The 23,128-nt window shown below is 39.4% G+C and carries 19 protein-coding genes; 14 read left to right on the plus strand and 5 right to left on the minus strand.

The window, feature by feature from the left end; genetic code table 11:
- Positions 1-210 precede the first annotated feature (210 nt).
- The 10 genes from MJY40_RS01645 to wecB all read left to right on the plus strand — a co-directional run bounded on the left by MJY40_RS01645 (position 211) and on the right by wecB (position 13,469).
- The gene (locus MJY40_RS01645) at positions 211-1,263 is read left to right on the plus strand and encodes an MBL fold metallo-hydrolase (RefSeq protein ID WP_317855345.1); all 1,053 of its coding nucleotides are present in this window, start codon (positions 211-213) and stop codon (positions 1,261-1,263) included.
- A 68-nt stretch (positions 1,264-1,331) separates the two neighbouring features.
- Positions 1,332-1,823, plus strand: a complete 492-nt coding sequence (locus MJY40_RS01650) for a transposase (protein WP_317855346.1) — start codon at positions 1,332-1,334, stop codon at positions 1,821-1,823.
- 65 nt (positions 1,824-1,888) lie between these two features.
- On the plus strand, positions 1,889-4,027 hold the full coding sequence (locus tag MJY40_RS01655) for a Tex family protein (protein ID WP_317855347.1): 2,139 nt from the start codon (positions 1,889-1,891) through the stop codon (positions 4,025-4,027).
- 570 nt (positions 4,028-4,597) lie between these two features.
- Entirely contained in the window at positions 4,598-7,408 is a 2,811-nt protein-coding gene (locus MJY40_RS01660; RefSeq protein ID WP_317855348.1) for an S-layer homology domain-containing protein, read from the plus strand.
- Between the two features lie 426 nt (positions 7,409-7,834).
- Positions 7,835-8,122: a 30S ribosomal protein S6 gene (gene rpsF, locus MJY40_RS01665; protein WP_317855349.1), complete on the plus strand. Its 288-nt coding sequence runs from the start codon at positions 7,835-7,837 to the stop codon at positions 8,120-8,122.
- 18 nt (positions 8,123-8,140) lie between these two features.
- Entirely contained in the window at positions 8,141-8,563 is a 423-nt protein-coding gene (locus MJY40_RS01670) for a single-stranded DNA-binding protein (protein WP_317855350.1), read from the plus strand.
- A gap of 29 nt (positions 8,564-8,592) precedes the next feature.
- Positions 8,593-8,823, plus strand: coding sequence for a 30S ribosomal protein S18 (gene rpsR, locus MJY40_RS01675; RefSeq protein ID WP_317855351.1), 231 nt, complete (start codon positions 8,593-8,595; stop codon positions 8,821-8,823).
- A 758-nt stretch (positions 8,824-9,581) separates the two neighbouring features.
- Positions 9,582-10,343 carry a 4Fe-4S binding protein gene (locus MJY40_RS01680; protein ID WP_317855352.1) on the plus strand — a complete coding sequence of 254 codons (762 nt, stop codon included), beginning with the start codon at positions 9,582-9,584 and terminating at the stop codon, positions 10,341-10,343.
- A gap of 146 nt (positions 10,344-10,489) precedes the next feature.
- Positions 10,490-11,368 carry a fumarylacetoacetate hydrolase family protein gene (locus MJY40_RS01685; RefSeq protein WP_317855353.1) on the plus strand — a complete coding sequence of 293 codons (879 nt, stop codon included), beginning with the start codon at positions 10,490-10,492 and terminating at the stop codon, positions 11,366-11,368.
- Positions 11,369-11,642: 274 nt separating this feature from the next.
- Positions 11,643-13,469, plus strand: coding sequence for a non-hydrolyzing UDP-N-acetylglucosamine 2-epimerase (gene wecB, locus MJY40_RS15615; protein WP_331488211.1), 1,827 nt, complete (start codon positions 11,643-11,645; stop codon positions 13,467-13,469).
- A 138-nt stretch (positions 13,470-13,607) separates the two neighbouring features.
- On the opposite strand, the gene MJY40_RS01695 is transcribed toward wecB, so the two are convergent.
- Complete coding sequence (locus MJY40_RS01695) at positions 13,608-14,291, minus strand: S8 family serine peptidase (protein ID WP_317855354.1); 684 nt, start codon at positions 14,289-14,291, stop codon at positions 13,608-13,610.
- 75 nt (positions 14,292-14,366) lie between these two features.
- Between MJY40_RS01695 and MJY40_RS01700 the strand changes: the two genes are divergently transcribed.
- Both MJY40_RS01700 and MJY40_RS01705 read left to right on the plus strand, forming a co-directional pair.
- The gene (locus tag MJY40_RS01700; RefSeq protein WP_317855355.1) at positions 14,367-14,633 is read left to right on the plus strand and encodes a hypothetical protein; all 267 of its coding nucleotides are present in this window, start codon (positions 14,367-14,369) and stop codon (positions 14,631-14,633) included.
- Positions 14,634-14,786: 153 nt separating this feature from the next.
- Positions 14,787-15,674: a recombinase family protein gene (locus tag MJY40_RS01705; protein ID WP_317855356.1), complete on the plus strand. Its 888-nt coding sequence runs from the start codon at positions 14,787-14,789 to the stop codon at positions 15,672-15,674.
- Between the two features lie 21 nt (positions 15,675-15,695).
- Here MJY40_RS01705 and MJY40_RS01710 read toward each other — a convergent pair whose 3' ends face one another.
- Both MJY40_RS01710 and MJY40_RS01715 read right to left on the minus strand, forming a co-directional pair.
- Entirely contained in the window at positions 15,696-16,994 is a 1,299-nt protein-coding gene (locus MJY40_RS01710) for an MATE family efflux transporter (protein WP_317855357.1), read from the minus strand.
- A gap of 60 nt (positions 16,995-17,054) precedes the next feature.
- Positions 17,055-17,303: a hypothetical protein gene (locus MJY40_RS01715; protein ID WP_317855358.1), complete on the minus strand. Its 249-nt coding sequence runs from the start codon at positions 17,301-17,303 to the stop codon at positions 17,055-17,057.
- Between the two features lie 239 nt (positions 17,304-17,542).
- On the opposite strand from MJY40_RS01715, the gene MJY40_RS01720 reads away from it, so the two are divergent.
- On the plus strand, positions 17,543-17,983 hold the full coding sequence (locus MJY40_RS01720) for a hypothetical protein (protein WP_317855359.1): 441 nt from the start codon (positions 17,543-17,545) through the stop codon (positions 17,981-17,983).
- The gene (locus MJY40_RS01725; RefSeq protein ID WP_317855360.1) at positions 17,980-18,240 is read left to right on the plus strand and encodes a hypothetical protein; all 261 of its coding nucleotides are present in this window, start codon (positions 17,980-17,982) and stop codon (positions 18,238-18,240) included. Before MJY40_RS01720 ends, MJY40_RS01725 begins: the two co-directional genes overlap by 4 nt.
- Before the next feature lie 504 nt (positions 18,241-18,744).
- Here the strand turns inward: MJY40_RS01725 and MJY40_RS01730 are convergent.
- Together MJY40_RS01730 and MJY40_RS01735 are read right to left on the minus strand one after the other, a co-directional pair.
- The gene (locus MJY40_RS01730) at positions 18,745-21,126 is read right to left on the minus strand and encodes a copper amine oxidase N-terminal domain-containing protein (RefSeq protein WP_317855361.1); all 2,382 of its coding nucleotides are present in this window, start codon (positions 21,124-21,126) and stop codon (positions 18,745-18,747) included.
- 958 nt (positions 21,127-22,084) lie between these two features.
- A complete protein-coding gene (locus MJY40_RS01735) occupies positions 22,085-22,711 on the minus strand; it encodes a xanthine phosphoribosyltransferase (protein ID WP_317855362.1) in 627 nt (208 codons plus the stop codon).
- Positions 22,712-23,128 lie beyond the last annotated feature (417 nt).

Raw genomic sequence — 23,128 nt, forward strand, 5'->3', positions numbered from 1 at the left:
TATTGGGATGAATTGCAGAAAAGCTTAAATTTTCAGCCGAATTTCCTTGGAATAATAGGAAATACAAGGGTTTGTGGTACTATTCTCATTGTTCTTTACCCTCTTGTGGTTTGGTGCAATATTGGGTATACTATAGGGACACAATGGAGTTGGTATACCCTTTATTACAATTGCTACAATCAGGGGTATTATGTCTGAAAGGGTGAAATTATGAGCGAATTGATCACGAAAATATATGAGAATCCCAATATTTATCGCATTGATGTACCACTACCCAATAACCCACTACGCAATTTGAATTGCTATGTCATTCAAGATGGTGGCGAAACCTTGGTCATTGATACTGGTTTCAATCGTGAAGTGTGTAAAGAGGCATTGCTTGCTGGTTTTGCAGAATTGGGCATTGGCAATGAACATGTAAATCTGTTTTTGACACATCTACATGCAGACCATAGTGGACTTGCTTTTGCAGCCATGAAGGGTAGAAATGGCAAAACTTACATCAGTAAAGTGGATTATGAATACTTGCAAAAGGTAGATCAAGGTGAATATTGGGAAAAGACAGATGAAGCCTTTATCCAAGAAGGATTTACAAGAGAAGCGGTAGAAGAACTCAATGGTCAAAATCCAGCCAATGAATATGAGCCAGAGCGTTTGTTTGATGGTGCACTGGTGGAAGATGGAGATGTGATTTCTGTTGGGAAATACGATTTTCGTGTCATTATGGTGCCAGGACATACACCAGGTCAGGCTTGCTTGTATAACGAAGAACAAAAGATTTTGTTTACAGCAGACCATATTTTGTTTGACATTACACCCAATATCACATTTTGGGTAGATGTAGAGGATTCTCTTGGTGATTATTTGGATTCTTTGGTGAAAATCAGAGAAGTGGATATTGCTGTGGCATTGCCTTCACATCGCAAAAACGATATGGATGTGTATGTGCGTATTGAAGAAATCATTGCACACCATTATGAACGTTTGGTGGAAACCTTGGAAGCAGTGGAGAAATTCCCAAATGCACATGGTACACAGGTTGCATCACAGTTGAAATGGTCTATGCGTGGCAAAACATGGGCAGAATTTCCTTTGTTCCAAAAATGGTTTGCAATTGGCGAAACCCTAAGCCACTTGGATTATTTGGTGGTGCGTGGTATGGTGGCAAAAAACATAGGCGAAACCAATGGCTATACCCTCCTAAAATCCATAGGGGAATGCGAATTGGAATTGCAAGAAATTTGGAAAACATATGAGAAATGATATCAAAATAACAAATCACCGTAGGGGCGGATATCATCCGCCCGTAAATAAAACCATGGGGTGACAAAATGGATTTGCCAAAACGAAAACAAAATCGACTTGCAAATTATGATTATAGCCAAAATGGAGCGTATTTCATCACCATATGCACCAAGGATAAACAAAATATATTATGGAATGAAACACACGTCGTAGGGGCGAGCAGTGCTCGCCAGAAATATACATTATCCGATTGTGGAAGAATTGTAGACACCGCTATTATGGGAATCGACAAAATTTATACAACAATAACGATAGATAAATATGTCATTATGCCAAATCATATTCATATGATATTGGTGATTGAAAACGACGGGCGTGCACTGCACGCCCCTACGATATCTCACGCGGTGCAACAAATGAAAGGAATTGTCACAAAACAAATTGGTCATACCATATGGCAAAAATCTTTTCATGACCATATCATACGGGGTGAAAAAGAATATCTCAAAATTTTAGAATATATGGAAACAAACCCATTGAAATGGGAATTGGATTGCTATTATATAAAGGAAATATAAATTGAAACTACGATACTTCGTAGGGGAGGATATCATCCTCCCGTATATACAGAAAGGAAAAATACATGGACATCATCAAACAACTACAAGAAGAACTAGGCATCAAACGCACACAAGTGGAGCAAACAGTGGCATTATTGGATGAAGGCAACACAGTCCCTTTCATTTCTCGTTATCGTAAAGAAATGACAGGTTCTTTGGATGACCAAACAGTCCGTCTATTGGCAGAACGTTTGCAATCTTTGCGTAACCTAGAAGAAAAAAGAGCACAAGTCTATGCTTCCATTGAGGAACAAGGCTTTTTGACAGAGGAATTGGTAAAAAAATTGGAAAACGCCAAAACCCAAACAGAAATCGACGATATCTATCGACCATATCGACCCAAAAGAAGAACACGTGCATCTGTGGCAAAAGAAAAGGGCTTGCAACCCCTTGCAGATATGATTTGGGGACAGGTTTTGTTGACACCACTTCCAGAATATGCTGCACTTTTCATTGATACAGAAAAAGAAGTTCTATCAGTGGAAGATGCTTTGGCTGGTGCCAGTGATATTTTGGCAGAACAAATTGCAGATGATGCTTCTTATCGTCAAATGTTGCGTGATGAGCTCATGAAACAAGCCATGATGGTATCTCAAAAAACAAAGGAAGAAAACCCTGTCTATGAAATGTATTATGACTATGCAGAAAAATTGAAACAAGTGCCACCACATCGTATTCTTGCCATGAATCGTGGTGAAAAAGAAGGGATTTTGTCTGTCAAAATTGAATGTGAAGAAGAAAAAATATTTTTACGTATGGAACGAACCATCATCAAAAAAGACAGTCACACACGTGATATTTTGGTGGAAGTCATTGCAGATGGTTGGAAACGTTTGTTGTTCCCTTCTTTGGAACGTGAAATTCGCAAAGACTTGACAGAACAAGCAGAAATTGGAGCCATTGCAGTCTTTCGTGAAAACTTGAAGCAACTCCTTTTGCAACCACCAATTGGTGGCAAAACCGTTTTGGCATTAGACCCTGCTTTTCGTACAGGTTGCAAAATTGCAGTCATTGACGAAACAGGCAAACCGCTAGAAACCACAGTGGTCTATCCAACAGCACCACAAAACAAAGTGGCAGAAGCAGAAACTAAGTTGATGGCACTCATTGCAAAATACCATGTCAATTTGATTTCCATTGGCAATGGGACTGCATCCCGTGAATCAGAGCAATTTGTGGCGGATATGTTGAAGAAGGTTCCAACCAAAGTGGAATATATCATTGCAAATGAAGCGGGTGCTTCTGTGTATTCTGCTTCCAAATTGGGAGCTGATGAATTCCCACAATATGACGTTTCTTTGCGTTCAGCCATCTCCATTGGTAGACGTATCCAAGACCCATTGGCGGAATTGGTGAAAATCGATCCAAAATCCATTGGTGTGGGACAATACCAACACGATATGAACCAAAAGCGTCTGGGTGAAGCTTTGGGTGGTGTTGTGGAAGACTGTGTAAATGGTGTTGGTGTGGATTTGAATACTGCAAGTCCGGCATTGCTTTCTTATGTTTCTGGCATCAATGGCACTGTAGCAAAAAATATTCTTGCATATCGTGAAGAAAATGGTAAATTCAAAAGCAGAAAAGAGCTTCTCAAAGTGCCAAAATTGGGACCAAAAGCATTCTTGCAATGTGCAGGTTTTTTACGTATTTCTGGTAGTGAATTGGTGTTGGATCAAACAGGTGTACATCCAGAATCCTACAAAGCAGCAGAAAAATTATTGAAAACTTGTGGTTATACCTTGGCAGATGTGGCAAATCGCAAAGTAGGCGACTTGGGTAAAAAAGTCTTGTCACCAGAAAAATTGGCAGACGATTTGGGCATTGGTGTACCAACTCTTATGGATATGATAGAAGAATTGGAAAAGCCAAATCGTGACCCACGTTCTGATGCACCAGCACCTGTTTTGCGTAGTGATGTATTGTCTATGGAGGATTTGATTGTGGGTATGGTGTTGACTGGCACTGTGCGTAATGTCATTGATTTTGGTGTGTTTGTGGATATTGGTGTCCATCAAGATGGTTTGGTTCACATTTCTCAAATCTGCGATAAATACATCAAACATCCACTAGAAGTGGTGAAATTGGGTGATGTGGTGCAAGTGAAGGTGTTGTCTGTGGATATTCCAAAGAAACGCATTGGTTTGACTATGAAAAATATTTGATGAATTGTTGTATGATGAAATGATGTGTTTTGTTTCTGGTTTTGTCATTCAGAGGAACACAGTGACGAAGAATCTTGTTTTTCAACTCTTTGCTCTTCAATCTTCACTATTCTTTTTGATGTATGAAAGAATAGTCCCAATTAAAGATAAAAGGGCTTTTATATCTTGTAGGGTACGCATTGTATGCGTACCGAAAGTGGAATGCATACAATGCATTCCCTACATAATTAAGATCTTTCTTGTATGTTAGGTCTCGTTAAGTTTAATTGGGATAAAGAATAAAAGAATTTATTTCTATGTAAAATACATAAAATGGAAACATTGGAAAAAATTAATCTCTAAAATTACCAAAGAATTGTTTGGAATCCCTAGAAATTTTAGGAATTTTATGATATAGTAAATATTTAGAACGCAGAGAATATCCAGTACTCTACGAGTACTTGGATACATTTGCTCCGCAAATGGTGATACAAAAAATCAATTGTTTTGCACAAATGCAACAATTGCTTCTTTTACAACACACTTTCTCCGCTTTTATGGTACAAGATAAATTACTAAGGAGGTCAAAAGATGAAATTGAATTTGAAAAAGAAGTTTACCCTAGTATTGGCAACAATCATGGCATCTTCTTGTATCAGTGTCACCAGTTTTGGTGCAACTTATGCAGATATCGACGATGTACCATGGGAAGGTGCAAAGGACATCATCCAAAGTGTTTCTGACTTAGGCTTGATTTCTGGATATGAAGACAATACCTTTAGAGCCAACAACAATGTAACATACTTGGAAGTTATGCAAATGTTCTACAACACATTGATAAAATCTGGTGCAGACCAATATATGGATATTGTGGATCAAGCAAGCTACACATATATCATGGAACATTATGGAGTTCCTACATGGGCACAAAAAGCAACTGCATATTTCCTTTATACAGGGGCAATTGCAAGTTCTGATTTGAGTATTTTCATGACAAATGGTGTCAGCAATGCAGCACCAAGAAGTGATGTAGCAGAAATTTTGGGCAATGCTTTGTCCAACCAATATTCCTATGATCGTACATACCCATCTGCTTATGCATATGCAGATTCTTGGAGATTTTCTTCAGACCAAATTGCACAAATTGACTTGGTCAGCCGCTTGGGTATTTTCAGTGGCAATACCAACAATAATTTCTTGCCAGATGATAACATCAATCGTGCAGAAATGGCAGTTGTACTCAACAAAACATATCCGATTTTGGCAGAAAGTGCAGCCAACATTGGTGAAATTACAAATATTGTGGTAGATGGTACTTGGTATGATTTGACCATTGATTTTGACTATGGGGATACCTATGTGATTTCTGCACAGTCTGGACTTACAGATGTGTATGCAGATACCAGTGGCACACAAGTCGTTTCTGTTGCACGTTTGTCTGTAGGTGATCGCATTTCTGTTGTCTATGAAAATAACATTGCATCAGAAATTCGCTTGCAAGTAGAAGCAACAGAAAGTACAACAACATCAACTTCCGATGCATCTTTCACTTACTATGACATTTTGGGTAACATCACAGAAATTGATGATTATGTAATCACATTTGATGATAGTACCACGTGGAATGAAGAAGAAGTAGACTTGCGTAGCACATGTATCTACTATCTCGATGGAGAAAAAGTAAATTATTCTGAAATGGTAGAAGCAATTGAAGACAATGATTATGAATATGCAGTTGCTGGTATGAATTTGTACTATGACTGGGATATTGATGATGAGGTTGCAGTGGAAGTATATGTCAATGAATTGTATGTGGAATTGACAGATGTATTGCAACGTTCTGGTAAAGTGGAAAAAATGGAATCTACATACATTACAGTAGCAACATTTGATGGATTGGATAGCAATAGCATTTATTATGCAAGTGATTGTGAATTCTATCTCTTTGGGGATGAAATTGATGATGACGATGCAGAAGAATTGGTAGACAATGGCAACTTCTACATTATGGCGTACTGTGATACTTCAGGAAAAGCAACAGAAATCCATTTCTTAGAAGAACCAACTGCTGGCCACGATGATGATATGGAAACTTGGAAAGTATCTTCTTATGCCTACAACAAAGACCGAGATGATAAGTTGATTATTTACAATGGTACTGAAAAAATAACCATGGATATTGATACTGACGATATAGACTTGTACATCTTGGATTTTGAGCTAAAAGACTGGGAAAGTGTTTCTGGAAGTACTATGTCCTATTACCAAGAAGATGAATGCAATGACAATGGCTATGTAAAATTGTACTTTGATTACGATGGAAATTTGACACATGTATATATGGCACCAACGATAGCGGCATTTGATACAAATCTAACTTCTATGATTTTACGTAAAGGTGTTGTCACAAGCTATGATTCTGAGGATGGTTTCACATTGGATACTTCAGAATATATATACACAATGTTGACACAATACAATGTGAGCATTGATGATAAAGAGGATACATATATTTATGCAACAGCTGACCCTAACGATTCTGGCAAAGATGTCAAATATCCTTTGTCTATTCCTGGTATGAATACAAGTTCCAAAACTGTATTTGAAAAGGTTATGGCAAACTTCGACGATATTACTTTGTCCATTGATGTGGTTGCAACCAGATCTGGAGAAGTACAAGGTTTGACTGTATACTTGGAAGAAGTCAATGGTACTTTCGTTTCTTATGATGATGGTGATGATGAATTTATCATCGCACTTTCTGATGGTTATGAAATGAAACTCAACGCAAAATCCAAACCAGATGTAGAAGCAGACGATGACGATGACTTCGATTTGGAAGAATTGGAAGCATACAAATACAAAGGTACAGAAATGACATTGTACTTCAATAGCAAGGGTATGTTGGATGAAGTCTATATGCCAAGTTCCTCCACAGCAAGCACAATCAAAGGTGTTGCAGTTGGCTCCGATGATGGTTTGGAAATTGAAGGCAAAAGCACAGTTTACAAATGGTTGTCCAGTAGCAAAACCACTGTAACCAATAAGAGTATGACCAGTACAGCTTTGAAAACCATCCAAGCAGCAATTGAAGATCCAGATGTGGAAGTTTATGTGGAATTCACTGTGGAATTGGGAACTACAAATGTTTCCATGATCACTGCTTATGTTTTGGAAGCAGAAGGCGAATTGGACGAATTTGATGCAGATGATAAGATTGCACGTATCACAACAGATGCAGGCAATACCTTCTCCATTGAATTCAATGCAGGCTACACAGTATATATTGACGATGAAGAAGAAGAAACAGAACGTACCATCCAAAACACATTGGAAGGCACAACTGTAACCTTCGACTTTGGCGATAATGGTAAAGCAGATGCAATGTATGGCGAAAGCTAAGAAATATTAATAAAAACAATGCAATCGTAGGGGTGGATTCTATATCCACCCTTTCTGTATGCCAAGAACGTCATATTTGTTATGAAAGGTTTTTAAATAAAGTTTGGGTCCAGCCTTTTCAAAGGATGGTGGTTGTTAAGGCGAAGTCTTAAGGTCTTAATCTTTTAAAATGCTTTAGAAGAGCGTTTTTGAAGGGATTGGGGAACTTTTCGCGATAGAAAAAAGTTCTTCAAGGTCTTGTCTTTGTATGTCACCCTGTAAAACAATAAAAAACCTTAGAAACTCAATAAAAATCACAAAAAACCACTTGCTTTTTGGTTTCTCTTGTGATATCATATTTTAGCGTCGACAAATGTGTCGATGGGAAATATTCCTTGTTCTCTTCATGAGGAAGAGAGCCATAAGTCCAGAAGGAGGTGTAACTACATGAACAAGTACGAATTGGCATTGGTCTTGAGTCCAGCATTGGATGAAGAAGGTAGAGCAGCTGAAGTTGCAAAAGTACAAGCAACTTTGGAAAGATTCGGCGCTAAAATCGAAAAAGTTGACGATTGGGGCAAAAGAAAACTTGCTTACGAAATCAAAAAAGTAAACGAAGGTTTCTTCAGCTTTACAACTTTCGAAGCTCCAGCAGGTGCTCCTGCAGAAATTGAAGCTCGTATGCGTATTATGGAAAACGTTTTGCGTTATCTCATTACACGTAAAGAAGCGTAAGAAAAAGGAGGTAGACCTATGAATAAAGTTATTTTGATGGGTCGTTTGACACGTGATCCAGAGGTACGTTACTCCCAAGGAGCAACACCAATGGCTGTGGCAAGATACTCTATAGCGGTGAACCGTCGTTTCAAACGTGACGAGACTGATTTTATCAATTGTGTTGCATTTGGTAAAACTGGCGAATTTGCAGAAAAATACCTAAAAAAAGGACAGATGATTACTATTGTCGGATCTCTCAGAACTGGGAGTTATGATGACAAAGATGGGAAAAAAGTTAGAACAACAGATGTGGTTGTAGATGAACATTACTTTGCAGAAAGTAAAGCATCTTACGAAAGCAATAGAAGTTCTGCGCCAGCTCCAGCGAAACAACCTGCACAAGCAGATGGTTTCTATCCCATTGATGAAAGCATGGAAGACGATGATCTGCCCTTCTAAAAAATCCAATTAAGAAGGAGGACACTGACATGATGCAAAGAAAACGTGGTCGTAGAAAAAAACGTGTTTGTCAATGCTGTGCTGATAAAGTAAACGGCGTAGATTACAAAGACGTAAACAAATTGAGAAGATATGTTTCTGAAAGAGGCAAAATTCTTCCAAGAAGAATCACAGGAAATTGTGCAAAACATCAAAGAACATTGACTACTGCTATCAAAAGAGCAAGACACGTATCCTTGATGCCTTACACACAAGATTAATATATGGTAAACACCACTGTCTCTGAATCACAATCTTTGCGATTTATTTTCCCGTCATAACCAGCAAAAAGCCTCGATGATATTTCCGATATCACCTGCGTTTTTTGATAATTATGACAAAAAAATATTTTCGTAAATCTTGCAATTAGAACCTAGTGGAATTGACCAAAAAAATGAGTGGATTTCCACTTGTCGGGTGTAGATAATTTGTCTACACCTTTTTTGTATGCAAAAATAGTTCCAAGAACCAAAAACTGCCTGTTGATATCCAAAACACATTGTACATATCTTTGGTCAGTGCTATACTAAAAATAAAATATGATACGGGAGTGGTAATTCTAGGAGTGGAAGCGATTTAAGGTTTAAAGAGTTTCAGACCTTACTTTTCACTGGAGAAAAGTAACAAAATCCACCACTACTTCCGAAGCGTGGAGCACGGTTCAAGATGGGTCTAACTCGACCCCTCTTGAAAATCACCCCCAAAAGTAAGATATGTGGTGGTATAAATCCTACGATTAGACCGTGAGTGACAAGCCCCTCACCTCTTAATTACTGGTTCTAAAAGCGTTATTGTGGGTTTTGTAGGGGATGGCGTCCTCGACATCCCGTTATAAATTGCCACAAACTCAAGTATGCAGTTGTAGGGTTGATTCATGAATCAACCGTCGTACTACAGATTATAAGCATAATATGTATCAACTAAACTACCAAAACTTATTCCAAATTGGGACAAATCAAAACTATAAGGGGGCAATCAAATGAGTGTTTATGCAGTGTATTTCAGTCCAACAGGTGCAACAGAAGCGGTAGCAATGACAATTGCAGGTGCCATGAGCCAGGAAGTCTATTCCATGAATTTGTGTGACCGTGAAATGAAAGGGGATTCCTTGTCTTTGGGTGCAGAAGATATTTGTATTTTGGCAGCACCAGCCTTTGGTGGACGCATTCCAACAGCATCGGTAGAGCGATTCCAAGAATTATCAGGCAATGGTGCAAAAGCGGTTTTGGTGGCAACTTATGGCAATCGTGAATACGAAGATACCATGGTGGAATTGGAAGATATTGCTTTGGGATGTGGTTTTGTGGTGGTTGCAGGCATTGCAGCAATAACAGAACATTCCATTGCACGTGAATTTGGTGCTGGTAGACCCAATGCAGAAGATGTGGCAGTGCTGAAAGAATTTTCTCTTGCCATATTGAAAAAAATCAAAGAAACAAAAGATTTGTCTGTCAAAATTCCAGGGGATAGACCTTATAAAACATATGGCGGTGCTTCCATGACACCAAAAGGCAACCATAAATGTGTTGGATGTGGTGCTTGTGCCAAAAAATGTCCAGTATCTGCAATTCCAATGGATACACCAAATCAAACCAATGCAGATGTGTGTATTGCCTGTATGCGTTGCGTTTCTGTCTGTCCTATGGGTGCAAGGGATTTGAGTAAAGTAATGCTCTTGGCAGTGCACCAAAAATTGAAAAAAGCCTGTTCTGTGCCAAAGGAAAACAAACTTTTCTTGTGAGATATGTTTTTTTATAGAAACAAATTTTGTGTATATTTACCATAGGCGTTTTCTTTTCTAAATCCAGATTTTATGTTATGATTAAGTTTAGTAGCATAAAATAACGGTATAAAATCGGTTCACAAAAGAGAAGGAGTGTATATCAAATGAAAGTATTTCAATATCGCCGAAATGGAAAAATCGAAATTGGTATCTTGAAAAATGATGGTTTGGAAATGGTGCCAGTGAACTATTTGGGTAGCGCACCTAGACATATGGTGGATTTTTTGGAACATTTGACACCAGAAAAGAAAAAAAGATTGGATCGCAACAAGGAAATGGTACGTGGCATTCCTATGCGTGAAATTGAAGTGTTGTCTCCATATTTGCGTGGTAGACAAGATATGATTTGTTTGGGTATCAACTACCATGACCATGCAGAAGAATCTGCTCGTTTCCATAACGAAGCATTTGGTGGCGAACGTCCAGTGCCTATCTACTTCTCCAAACGTTTCAATCGTGGTGTTGGCGATGGGGAAATGGTAGATGGTCATTTTGACATTGTGGATAGCATGGATTATGAAGCGGAATTGGGCGTTATTTTAAGCAAAGATGCAAAAAACGTGTCTGAAAAGGATGCTTTTAACTATGTATTTGGATATACCATCATCAATGACTATAGTGCAAGAAACTTGCAAACCAACCACAAACAATGGTACTTTGGCAAAAGTTTGGATGATTACACAGCAATTGGTCCTTGTATTGTCACAGCAGATGAGTTTGACAATCCACCAGCACTTGCAATCAAATCCTTTGTCAACGATGAATTGCGTCAAAATAGCAACACATCTCTTATGATCAATGGCATTGCAAAAGTCATCAGCCAATTGTCACAAGGGGTTACTTTGCAAGCAGGTACCATCATTGCTACAGGTACACCATCAGGCGTTGGTATGGGCTTTGAACCACCTAAATTCCTCAAAAAAGGCGATGTGGTTCGTTGTGAAATCGAAGGCATTGGCTCCTTGACAAACTATATCAAATAATATACTCGTAGGGTAGGGTCTTGACCCTACCGTTCATAACCGAAACTCTATTTATAGGGATTGCCCTTGTGGCTGTCCGCCAAGAATCGCAAAATCAAAGATTCTTCGGTACCCTCAGAATGACAGCATATTGGTGTAAGCACTCGTAGGGTTGATTCACGAATCAACCGCAATACCATAAAACAAAATACAATAGATACAAAACATATATTGCATTCGTAGAGTACGATGCCCACATCGTACTGATATACTACAACCAGAAAGGACTTTGCAAATGAAAAAACTCAAAGTGATGAGTGTATTTGGCACTCGACCAGAGGCAATCAAAATGGCGCCTTTGGTGAAACAAATGGAAGAAACCCCAGAAATTGAAAGCATTGTGTGTGTCACAGCGCAACATAGAGAAATGCTGGATCAAGTTCTGGAAATCTTTGATTTGCAACCACAATACGATTTGGATATCATGCAACCACGTCAAACTTTGTTTACCATCACCACAAAAGCACTCAATGGTTTGGGTGATGTGATGGCAGAAGCAAAACCAGACCTTGTTTTGGTGCATGGGGATACTTCCACCACATTTGCAGGTGCTTTGGCAGCGTATTACAACCAAATTCCTGTGGGTCATGTGGAAGCAGGTCTTAGAACATACGATAAATATCAACCCTTTCCAGAGGAAATGAACCGCAAATTGACAGGTGGTTTGACAGACTTGCACTTTGCACCAACACCTTTGGCAAAGGAACATCTTTTGAAAGAAAACGTAGATCCTAGTGGCATTTTCATCACTGGCAATACGGTTATTGATGCATTGGCACATACCATAGAGGAAGATTTCACTTTTTCTGTAGAAGAACTCAACCACATCGATTTCAAGGGCAAACGTGTCATTGCAATGACTGCCCATAGACGTGAAAATCTTGGAGAACCTCTTCGTAATATTTGTCATGCAGTGAAACGCTTGGTGGAAGACTTCCCAGATGTGGAAGTGGTCTATGCAGTTCATAAAAATCCAGCAGTTATGGAACCTGTGAATGAAATTCTTGGTGGGATGGAACGTGTACACTTGACAGATCCATTGGATTTGAAGGATATGCATAACTTGATGTGTCGCTCTTTCTTGGTGCTCACAGACAGCGGTGGCTTGCAAGAAGAAGTACCCTCCATGGGAAAACCTGTATTGGTGTTGCGTAACGTGACAGAACGTCCAGAAGGCGTAGAAGCAGGCACTCTCAAATTGGCTGGCACAGAAGAAGAAACCATCTATTCTATGGCGAAAGAACTTTTGGAAAATCCTGAAGCTTATGGCAAAATGGCAACTGCCAAAAACCCATTTGGCGATGGAGAAGCGTCTCGTAGAATTGTAGAAAGTATTTTATATCATTTTGGCTTCCAAACAGAGAAACCAGAGGAATATCAATATCAGACAATTGGACAAACTACAAAGAGCACCACAAAAAAGAAAGGAGCTAGGAATATGAAAGAAGAACGCATGAGCATTTTGAGTATGTTGGAAAGAGGCATTATCACTGTGGATGAAGCTGAAAAGTTGTTGGCAGTTTTGCAAACAGGAAAAGCATACGATACAGAAAAAATTACAAAATCCGTCAATAGTGCATTGGAAAAAGCAAGCATTGCCTTTGGTAGTGTTGCCAATAAAATGGGTGAACAAGCTGAAAAAATGCAACCTGTTGTGAAAGATGTCACTGCAAAGGTTTCTGAAAAAGCAGAAGACTTGGAACCAACTGTAAGAAGTGCAGCATTTAGAATGGCTGAAATCTTGGAAGGGTTCAAAGAAGACGTCAAAGGCTATCGTGATAAAATGAAAGGTGATTCTGAGGATTTGGAAGACTTGGAAGAAGATGAGTTTGAAGAATGGGAAGATGCACCAGAATCCACAGAAGTGGAAGTGGAAGCAGCTGAAGAAGTAGAAGAAGAAAACTATGTGCAAAATGTGGAAGAAGTGTTGACTTCTTTGCAAGACCAAATGACACAATTGGATGATGCAGAATCCTTCTTGAAATCTGCTTTTGGCGCAGAAGAAGTGGCAGCATTCCTTCAAGAAGAAGCAGCTGAAACAGAAGAAAAAACAGAGGAATAAGATAGACTATGTATTGTAGGGGTGGATTTCGTATCCACCCTTTTTGCATATCCAATTTTGATTTTTGTATCTGCGTTTGGTTCTGTAGGGGCACCCCTATGTGGGTGCCTGTGGTTGCGTGTGAAATGGATTCACTACTCACAACAAAACCCCATCATTACCTTTGCAAAGCTCCAACAACATTTCTTTCACTTGTTTTGGTGTTGTTTTGGGGTATTGCTCCAACAAAAGGGCAATATACCCACTGACCAATGGTGTTGCCATGGAAGCACCACTCATGGAAATGTAATGCTTTTTTTTGATGTTGCGTCTGCTGCGATTGGGTAAATTGAAGTCATATTGTGGCGACAATACAGAAACCACCTGCTCACCAGTTGCCCAAATATCAGGTGTGTAGATGGGGGTTTTTGTAAATCTGGCAAAGGGAGTTTGCTTGGTGAAATAAGGTCTGTCTTCTGTGGAACCAACTGTGATGATGGTGGGACTCAGTGGTGGTGTCATGGATTCATTGCTCCTTTTGTCTGGGTTGCCAGCAGCAGCCACAACCACAATGCCTTTGTTCCATAAGGTTTCAACACCTTCTTGTAGCGGTTTGTTGACTTTGCGATCATTTGCACCAATGGAAAGGTTCACAATACGAATGTTGTATGTGTTTTTGTGTGCCAAAATCCACTCAAAAGCAGACTGTGCATGGATGGAAGTACCTTGACCTTGGCGATCCAATATTTTCAATGAAATGATATGTGCTTCTGGCGCAATTCCACCATAAAAACCATTCGAAAGGGCACCATTGCCACAAGCGATACCCGTGACATGTGACACGTATTGCAATTGACGAAAAAAAGAGATATACTAATAGAAATGGGATTGCAAATGGGATGCAAGTAGGAGGTACATATGAGATTATCAGAAAAAGGACAAGCACTTTTGAAGAAATACAAATTGTTTCAAAAATTAGATGTAATGGCATATGTGTTGGCTGCCATGAGTTTTGTTTTCTTGGGGAACATTCCCTTGATGATTGTCATTGTTGTGGCGGTGATTGTATCTGAAATCAAGATATATACATGCCCACATTGTAAAGGTGGCTTGGATTGTAGACGTAGAATCAAAGAAGATACAGTCTGCCCAAGATGTGGCAAACAGATTTTTAAAATTCACTAAGATTGTTTTGAACTGTAATTTGTAGGGGCATACCTACAAGTACATCATATTTATGGTTTCGGTTTTCGTAGGGGTGTCGTTTGGGCACCCTTTTTTTGTTCTAATTTCCCATAAAAATCATATACCAAATCAAAAGGACTTGTGGGTGATGCTATGGATAAGGTGGCGATTTATTGTAGGATATCTGTGGAAGATGGTTTGGAAGAAAGTGCAAGCATTCAGAACCAAAGAGAACTTTTGCGCACCTATGCAAAGGAGAAAAATTGGGATGTGGTGGCAGTGTATATAGATGAAAATTATTCTGGATTGGGTGAAGATAGACCTGCATTTGTGGAGATGATTGCAGCTGCAAAGAAAGGTGATTTTTCTATCATTCTATGCAAATCCCAATCACGATTCAGTAGAAATTGGGAAACGGTAGAACGATATTTCCATAGATACTTTCCACTTTGGGGCATACGTTTTGTATCCATTGTGGATGGTACCGATACCCAAAATCGTAGCAATAAAAAAGCACGTCAAATCAATGGTCTCATCAACGAATGGTATTCAGAAGAATTGTCAGATAATATACGTATGGTGTTGCGTCGCAAAATGGAGATGGGGCAATTCATTGGAAATTATGCACCTTATGGCTATGAAAAAAGCAAGTTGGATCAACATAAACTCATCATCATCCCAGAAGAAGCAAAGGTTGTGGTGGAAATGGCAAATTGGTATGTGTTAGGGGATTCTTTTCGCACCATTGCAGACCAATTGAATGCCAAGAAAATACCCACACCATCAGAAACCAAACGCAAAAAAGGACAAGACCTAGGTAGACCTGTTTGCTTGCAATGGAAAGCAGGCACTGTAGGAAAAATCCTCAAAAATCCAGTGTATTTGGGGCATATGGTACAAGGAAAAGAAGAAAAAATCAGCTTCAAATCTAAGATACGAAAAGAAGTGCCAAAAGAACGTTGGGTTGTGGTACGAAATACCCATGAACCCATTTTGACAGAAGAAGTGTTTGCACAAATAGAAGAAAGAAGAAAGAGATAGTGGTCAAATAAAACCACATCATTACAACCCTTTCATGGCTTTACGCAATGACACAAATGTAATGACAAATACAATGGCTTCTGTTGCAATAAAGGAAATCCAAATCCCAGTCATATCCCACAATCGGCTACAAATGATGGCAGCAGGCACCAACACAAAACAGCTTCTACAAAGGGCAATTGCAGTTGCAGAACCAGCTTTTGCAATGGCACTCAAAAATGCAGCAGAAATGATGTTGATACAAGCAAAGAAATAGCCAACAAAGTATAAATGCAAGCCTTCAATTGCCAAAAGTTGCAAACCGGCATCTTGTTCACTGTTGAAAGCAGATGCAATGTTGGGTGCAAAGACAAAGACTGCAATATACAAGATTGCAGACAAAACAAAGCCTGTAGACAATGCGTATTTCAAAATAAATCGAATAGATGGCGTATCCTTTTGTCCATAATAGGTGCTGGCAAGTGGTTGAATCCCTTGGGAAATCCCAACATAGACACAAACAGCAGTCATGGCAAAGTTTGCAACAATTCCATAAGCTGCAACGCCAATGTTTCCAGCAATACCCAAAATCAAAAGATTGAAGGTAAATAAAGATATGGCAGAAGCCAATTCCCCTACAAAAGCAGTGAATCCAAGGGATAGGATGGTACCCATTCTACGGAAAGAGAGCTTACATTTACCAAGGTGTAAATTGTGCTGTTTACCAACAAAATGGAAGAGCAAGACTCCAAGACTGATGATGGGTGAAAGTCCTGTTGCAAAGGCAGCACCAAAAATCCCCATAGACATAGGGAACATAAACAAATAATCCAAACCAATGTTGGCAAAACTGCTGGCAAGCATGGAAATCATAGCCAATTTGGGGTTGTTGTCATTGCGTACAAAGGCTTGCATGGTGGTGCTCAAAAGGAAAAATGGCACAAATGTCAACAATGTGGTCAAATAGGTTTGTGTCATATGGAAAGTTTCTGTGTCAGCACCCAAGAAATAACAAAGGGGTTCAATGCCAAATAACACCAAAAGGGCAAATGCCACAGCCACAATGGCACAGAGCACAAGAGCATGCACCAAAGACACATTGACACCAGCATTTTCAGCTTTGTGGAGTGCAAAATCCGTTGCAGCACCAATACCAATCATCAAACCAATACCATACATGGTACTGAACATGGTCAAAGATAGGTTTAGGGATGCCAAACCATTGGAACCCAGTGCTTGTGCAATGAAATAGGTGTCTGCCAAAATATAGCAAGAAAGCCCAATCATACCAGCAATGTTCAGAGAAATATATTTGAAAAATGTTTTGCGTAAAGCGTTCATAAAAACCTCCAAGCCTTCTAAATGAGGGCTTATTTTCTGTGTAAAATGCATTGTATCTCATCATATCACACCACAAAACGAAACACAACACCTATAGAAAAATAAGAGGAAATACGTGACCTGTGTCCCGTGACCATTGTTGTCATATGGTTGTTGCTTGCCATCTATAAAATCATGAAATGCCACAATTCGGTTGTTGGGCACTGTAAAATCTGCAACAGGTGAAATTCCAGTATCCAAAAAAGCAATGCCAATGCCTTTTCCTGTTGGAGAAGTTTCACCATGGGAAGATTTTGCTGAAGGATGCATGTAAACATCTCCTTTGTTTTGAAATCAGAAGATGGATTTGCCTACTTCTGTATTTATAAAATATGACAGATTTCTGTTTTGGGAATCGAAACAAAGAATATTTTTCTGAAGTTGGACATATATTTTTCAATGTGAACGTTACTATGTATATCAATTTGGCATTGTAGGGGCGAACCTGTGTGTTCGCCCGTTGAGTACACACAAAATAGGAGTTTAATCATGGATTTTGGAGGGATTTTATGGAAGAAAATATGGAACAAATGGCATCTGGTATGTTTGGTGAAGACAGTGCCCAAATGATGGGTATGATGGAGCGTATGAGCAGATTACAGCGTCTTTTGGGTCAGAGGAAAGAAGAAGTGCCAGAGCAAATAGAAGAAAGCACAGGACTATTTGGAAGCTCACCAAGGGAGCGTATTTTATATGCTGCAATTCCCTTTTTGGATGCAGAGTTTCAAAAGAATATGTTTGTGGTGATGCGTGTATTGGAAATGCGACGTGTTATGACTGCAACGCCTTTGGTGGCAAGGGAAAAGCAAGAAGAACCCACCTTGCGTAGAAATCAAATGTTTCGAGCCATACGTCCATTTTTACCAGTAGAGGAACGAAACCAAATTGATCAGATTATGCGTATGATGCAAATGCGTGAATTGATGGCACAAAAGGAGGATTTGTTATGAGAAAAGAGTTTGATATTCCAGAAGTGATGGCACTTGGAGAAGATCGTTTGCGTTTGATTCAAGAAGCAGCAGAAAAGAGTCGTGGCAAAGAAGGTATGGAGAAAATAGATGTGTTTTTGGAATATGGTGAAAAATTGGCAGCTGGTGGTGATTTGCCTGTTGCAGAACAAAAGGCACTTCTGGCAGCAGTTGGCGCAACCCTACCAAAAAACGAACAAAAACAATTGATGCAAATGATGTCCATGATGGGATTGTAAAGGGTGGTTTGTGGTATTGCGGTTGATTTACGTTGCGGTATGGGTGACCCATACCCTACAGGTTTGTGGTATGTTTTGTCATTCCGAATGCAATGAGGAATCTTTGTTTTTAGGATTCTTCGCTTTACGGGCAGCCACATAGGGCAGCCCCTACAATGACAGGCTTGTGGTTTTGGTTTTTCTGACCACTGACCACTGGCTTGTCATTCCGAATGTAATGAGGAATCTTTGTTTTTAGGGTTCTTCGCTTTACGGGCAGCCACATAGGGCAGCCCCTACAATGACAGGCTTGTGGTTTTGGTTTTTCTGACCACTGACCACTGGCTTGTCATTCCGAATGTAATGAGGAATCTTTGGGTTAGGATTCTTCGCTACGCTCTGAATGACAGAACGTAAACAAAAGTAACTGGTATTGTAGGGAACAACCCCTGTGTTGTTCCGTTTTGGCATACAAAAAAGGACCCCTTTCGGGGTCCTCATACATCAATCTAAATTCAATTTGAATTAGTTCAATGTAGCTGTTTTTGTTGTATCATCCCAAGTGATGGATACGCTCAAAGCGGTAGCCAAGTCACGAAGTGGCAAGAATGTTCTGCTATCAACGATTTCTGGTGCAGCAGATGTAGCAATCAATGTACCATTTACGCTCATGTAGCTTTCGCCAATTGTCATAGCGACGATTTTAGAACCGTAAGTGATAACTACTTGACGAGCTTCACTATTCCAAACAACAGCGCTTGTGTCAATACCCAAAGCAGAAGCAACTGCTCTTACAGGCAACATTGTGTAACCAGCATCAGAGATGTATGCAGGTGCATCCAAAGCGATTTGTGTACCACCAGCATAGATGTAGTATTCGCCGATAGGAACAATAACTTGTGTTGTGAATGTGTTAGCTTGGTCAGAACCAGCTGTTACGATGTTAACGAAAGCAGCTTGTACTTCAACTGTTGTGTTGTCTTCAGATGTGCTGTATTTGTCAGAAGTTGAGTCATATTCAGAATCAACATCATCAGCAACGTGACCTACACATGCATAGTCATCATCGCCATTGTAATCGCCACCAGCATAATCAACACCACCGAAGATTGCTTCGTTCAAGAACATTTGGTTAGCGGATGTTGTAATGTCAAGTGCATATGCACCAGCAGCCAAATCACGGCTCATGTACAATTCCAAACCTTCCCATGTCAAAACGCCAGCTTCGTCTTCAGATTCGTCATCAACTGTTACAGAAACCCAAGCATATGTACTGCTGGAGTTTACATCAACTGTCATGTCAGAATCGCTGTTTACAGTTACATCACCTTCATCATCAAAGCTCATATAATCAGATTCCATGGAAAGGAAGAATTCCATGTCATCATTCCACAATTCAGCTTCTGCTTCTGTAATCACTACAGGTGTGTCAATAGGTGTATTTCTGTAATCGATGATTACGTCATTTTGTTCTGCTGTTACTTCATAAGAAGAAACGAATTCAGCGATAACAACTTCATCTTCTGTTACGGAATCGCCAACGAAACCAAGAACAACGTCACCAACGAAGTCTTGCTCTGCTGTCAATACCAATGTAAATGTGATTTCGATTTCGGAACCACCTGTTGTTTCTTCAAATAATCTTTTTTCGAATACAAAGCTTTCGTAGCCACCTTCATAGTAAGCTTCTGCAAATGCTTCTTCTTCATTAATTGCTGTGGTTGTACCATATGCATCCCAGTTGTCAGAATCTACTTCTACGTCAACAACGTAAACGCCTTCTGGCAATGTGAGTTCGAATTCATCTCTGTTGCTCCAAGCACCAGGGAAGGATTCTGTAATAGTTACTTCCAAAGATTCATGATCAGAATCGTCGTTGATACCGTAGTTATCAGAGTTAACGCCGCTGTAGATTACAGGAACGTCTTCGTCTTCATCAACGGAGATTACAACTGTGTATTCACAAACTTCAACAACTTCAACTTCTGTATCACAGATTTTTTTGTCATTGTCATCATACAATGTGATTTCGATTGTAGCGATATCGCCTTCGCTAGCGCTATCTACAATGATTTCCAAACCATCAATTTTGATTTCATCCAAAGATTGGAATCCATCCACATATAATTCGTTGTCATCCAAGCTGGGTGGTTGTGTAATGGAAACACCAGAAGTTACGCTATCATAGTTGTCGGAGAATTCGAAGCCTTTGGAAATTTCCAAAATCATGTATTCAGCAGCAGCAAATGTGCCTGTTACAGATTCTTCAATTTTCAAAGTTTCGTCCAAAGAAGCGATTTCATCTTCAGCGATGTAAGTCAAGTCTTGGATGGAAGCTTCAACGCCCATGTCAGCACATGTGATGAACACCAAGTCATCAACTTCAACGATGTCAGAATCTACAGATACTGTAGCGTAGTCGCCAGCACCCAAATCTTCTACGTCATCAGATTTTGCATCCAATTGGATAACGATTACGTCATCTTCAAATACTTTACCGTAGATAGTGAAAGTCAATTCTTCATCTTCACATTCGAAGTTGCCAATGACAGCTGGTGCACCATTTTCTTCGTCATCTGCTTCAAAGCTAATGCTTGAGATGGAATAACTACCATCAAAGTCCACTTCATCCAATACGATTTCCATGTCGATTTCTGGAGCACCTACAAGAGATGGATCAGCCACGTTAAGAGCGTCATTGTCGAAACTTGCGTCACTACCAGAATAGGATGCAGAAGCAATTGTAATTTGCAATTCTGGTGTATCATCCACATCTTCACCTTCTGCGATTGTTTCAGCGCCTACTACTTTCGCTGTAGCGGAAACATCTTGGCCTGCGAATGCTGTTGCAGGAACCAAAGAGACTACCATAGCGGAAGCAATAAGCAAAGAAATAAATTTTTTCATTTTAATTTCCTCCTTTTTCATATGCTTTTGTGTTGTTTTCATAGCTTTCTTTCGTACGTATTATCTTTTGTACGTTCGTTTTCTTTTGTGCGCTATGCTTCCGTTGTATCATGATAAAACAAACGAAGTCCAAAGGGTAGGAGGACTGTGTCTGCCAGAAAAACAATTCCATTTCCAGCATGAAATAGAACTCGTTTTGTTTGGATTTTTGAAAACCAATGTTTCTTCTTCAGCATAAGAGAAAACTGGGTGTTTCATAAATCCACAGAAGGCTGACACCCATTTTCAGCATAAAATAGGAATCTGCTTTTCATGAGGTCAGTATAACTGGAGAAATTTTCCTTTGCATCAGATTTTCGATATGATGGCAACGGATGTGTAGTGGTTTTGGCTTTGTAGGGGCGACTATCAGTCGCCTGTTGTTTTGCGACATGATGTCAACGGATGTGTAGCGGTGGGTTTTAAGGTACTAGGTTGAATGGCTGAAGGCTTTTAGATTCTTCGTCGCTTCACTCCTCTGAATGACAGGCTTTGGATGTGGTACAATGTATGATTTTGCATTTGGTTTTGTAGGGGCGACTATCAGTCGCCTGTTGGTATAATGCCAAAGAAATGTAGCGGTGGGGTTTAAGGTACTAGGTTGAATGGCTGAAGGTGTTCAGATTCTTCGTCATGTTAGTCCTCTGAATGACAGCATACGTGAATGTTACAAGCGTAGGGGGATAGCTGTGCTGTCCCGTCAGCAGAAGCTAAGATTTTTCGTCACGTTACAGACAGCCCCTACAATGACACAAACAGAAACATATCGCCAATAGCTCTGTCATTCCGAATGAAATGAGGGATCTTGGGTTTTCTGTTCACTGTTCACTGACCACTGTTTTGGCACACAAAAAAAGCAACCCATATAGGATTGCTTTCAACTAATCAAATAGATTGTTTATGTAATGTGCTTGTACAGTCACAATGGAGTGTTATAATACTGTTGTTTTTCATGACAGACACATTCATCCGTATCTTTGAAGGAAATAACACCATTTTCAATTTTTTCAATGATGACCAAAGAATCTACAAAATATCCCATGTCACGTAGCATTTCGCCACCACCTTGGAATTCCTTTTCGATGACAGCAGTAATGGCACAGACAGTACCACCAGCTTGTGCCACCAAGTCAGCAAGTCCTTTTGCAGCTTCTCCATGTGCCAAAAAATCGCCAATGATCAATACACGATCCCTAGCAGACAAGCAACATTTGGAAATGACAGCAGTGGAGCAAGTACCATCAATGAAAGATTTCACTTTTGTTTGATAGTATGCATCGCCTGTGGTGCTACACAAGGTTTTTTTTGCATAGACAACAGGTGCCAAATCAAAATACATAGAAGTGACAGATGCAATGGCAATGCCAGATGCTTCCATGGTCAAAATTTTATTGATGCCCAAATGCCCAAAACGACAATAAATTTCTTTGCCCAATGCCTTGAGTAATCCGATATCCAGTTGATGGTTTAAAAAAGAATCAACTTTGACAAGATCTGTTCCAAGAAGAACGCCATCATTGATGATTCTGCTCTTTAGTAATTCCATAAAATAGTCTCCTCAAGTTCCAATTTTTAGTGGTATCTATATTATAGTAGGGTAATTGCATCATGTAAATAGGGCTCATGTGGATTGTATACTATTGTATGTGCAGTAATTTTGTCACTTATACAATATGTCAAAAATTTGATAAGTGTTTCATTGGTTTTATTGAAAATGTATAAAAGATTGTACTGAAATAAATACAATATTGCGGGGTGGCAATTTTTGACCATCATTTTTTTGGTCAATATTTTTGGAGAGTTATACATATAATTTATGGTTATCTGAAGAAAACTTTACATTTGCTATATTTTTTTCATACTATCATAGAAAAAATGTATGGAAAATAAAACTAATTTGCATGCATTATGGGTCAAAATATAGAAATTGCGAAAAGTTGTATAAATAGCCAATTGTGCATTT

Origin of the sequence: Chakrabartyella piscis (assembly GCA_030067835.1) — a bacterium.
GTDB classification, from domain to species: Bacteria; Bacillota; Clostridia; order Lachnospirales; family Anaerotignaceae; genus Chakrabartyella; species Chakrabartyella piscis.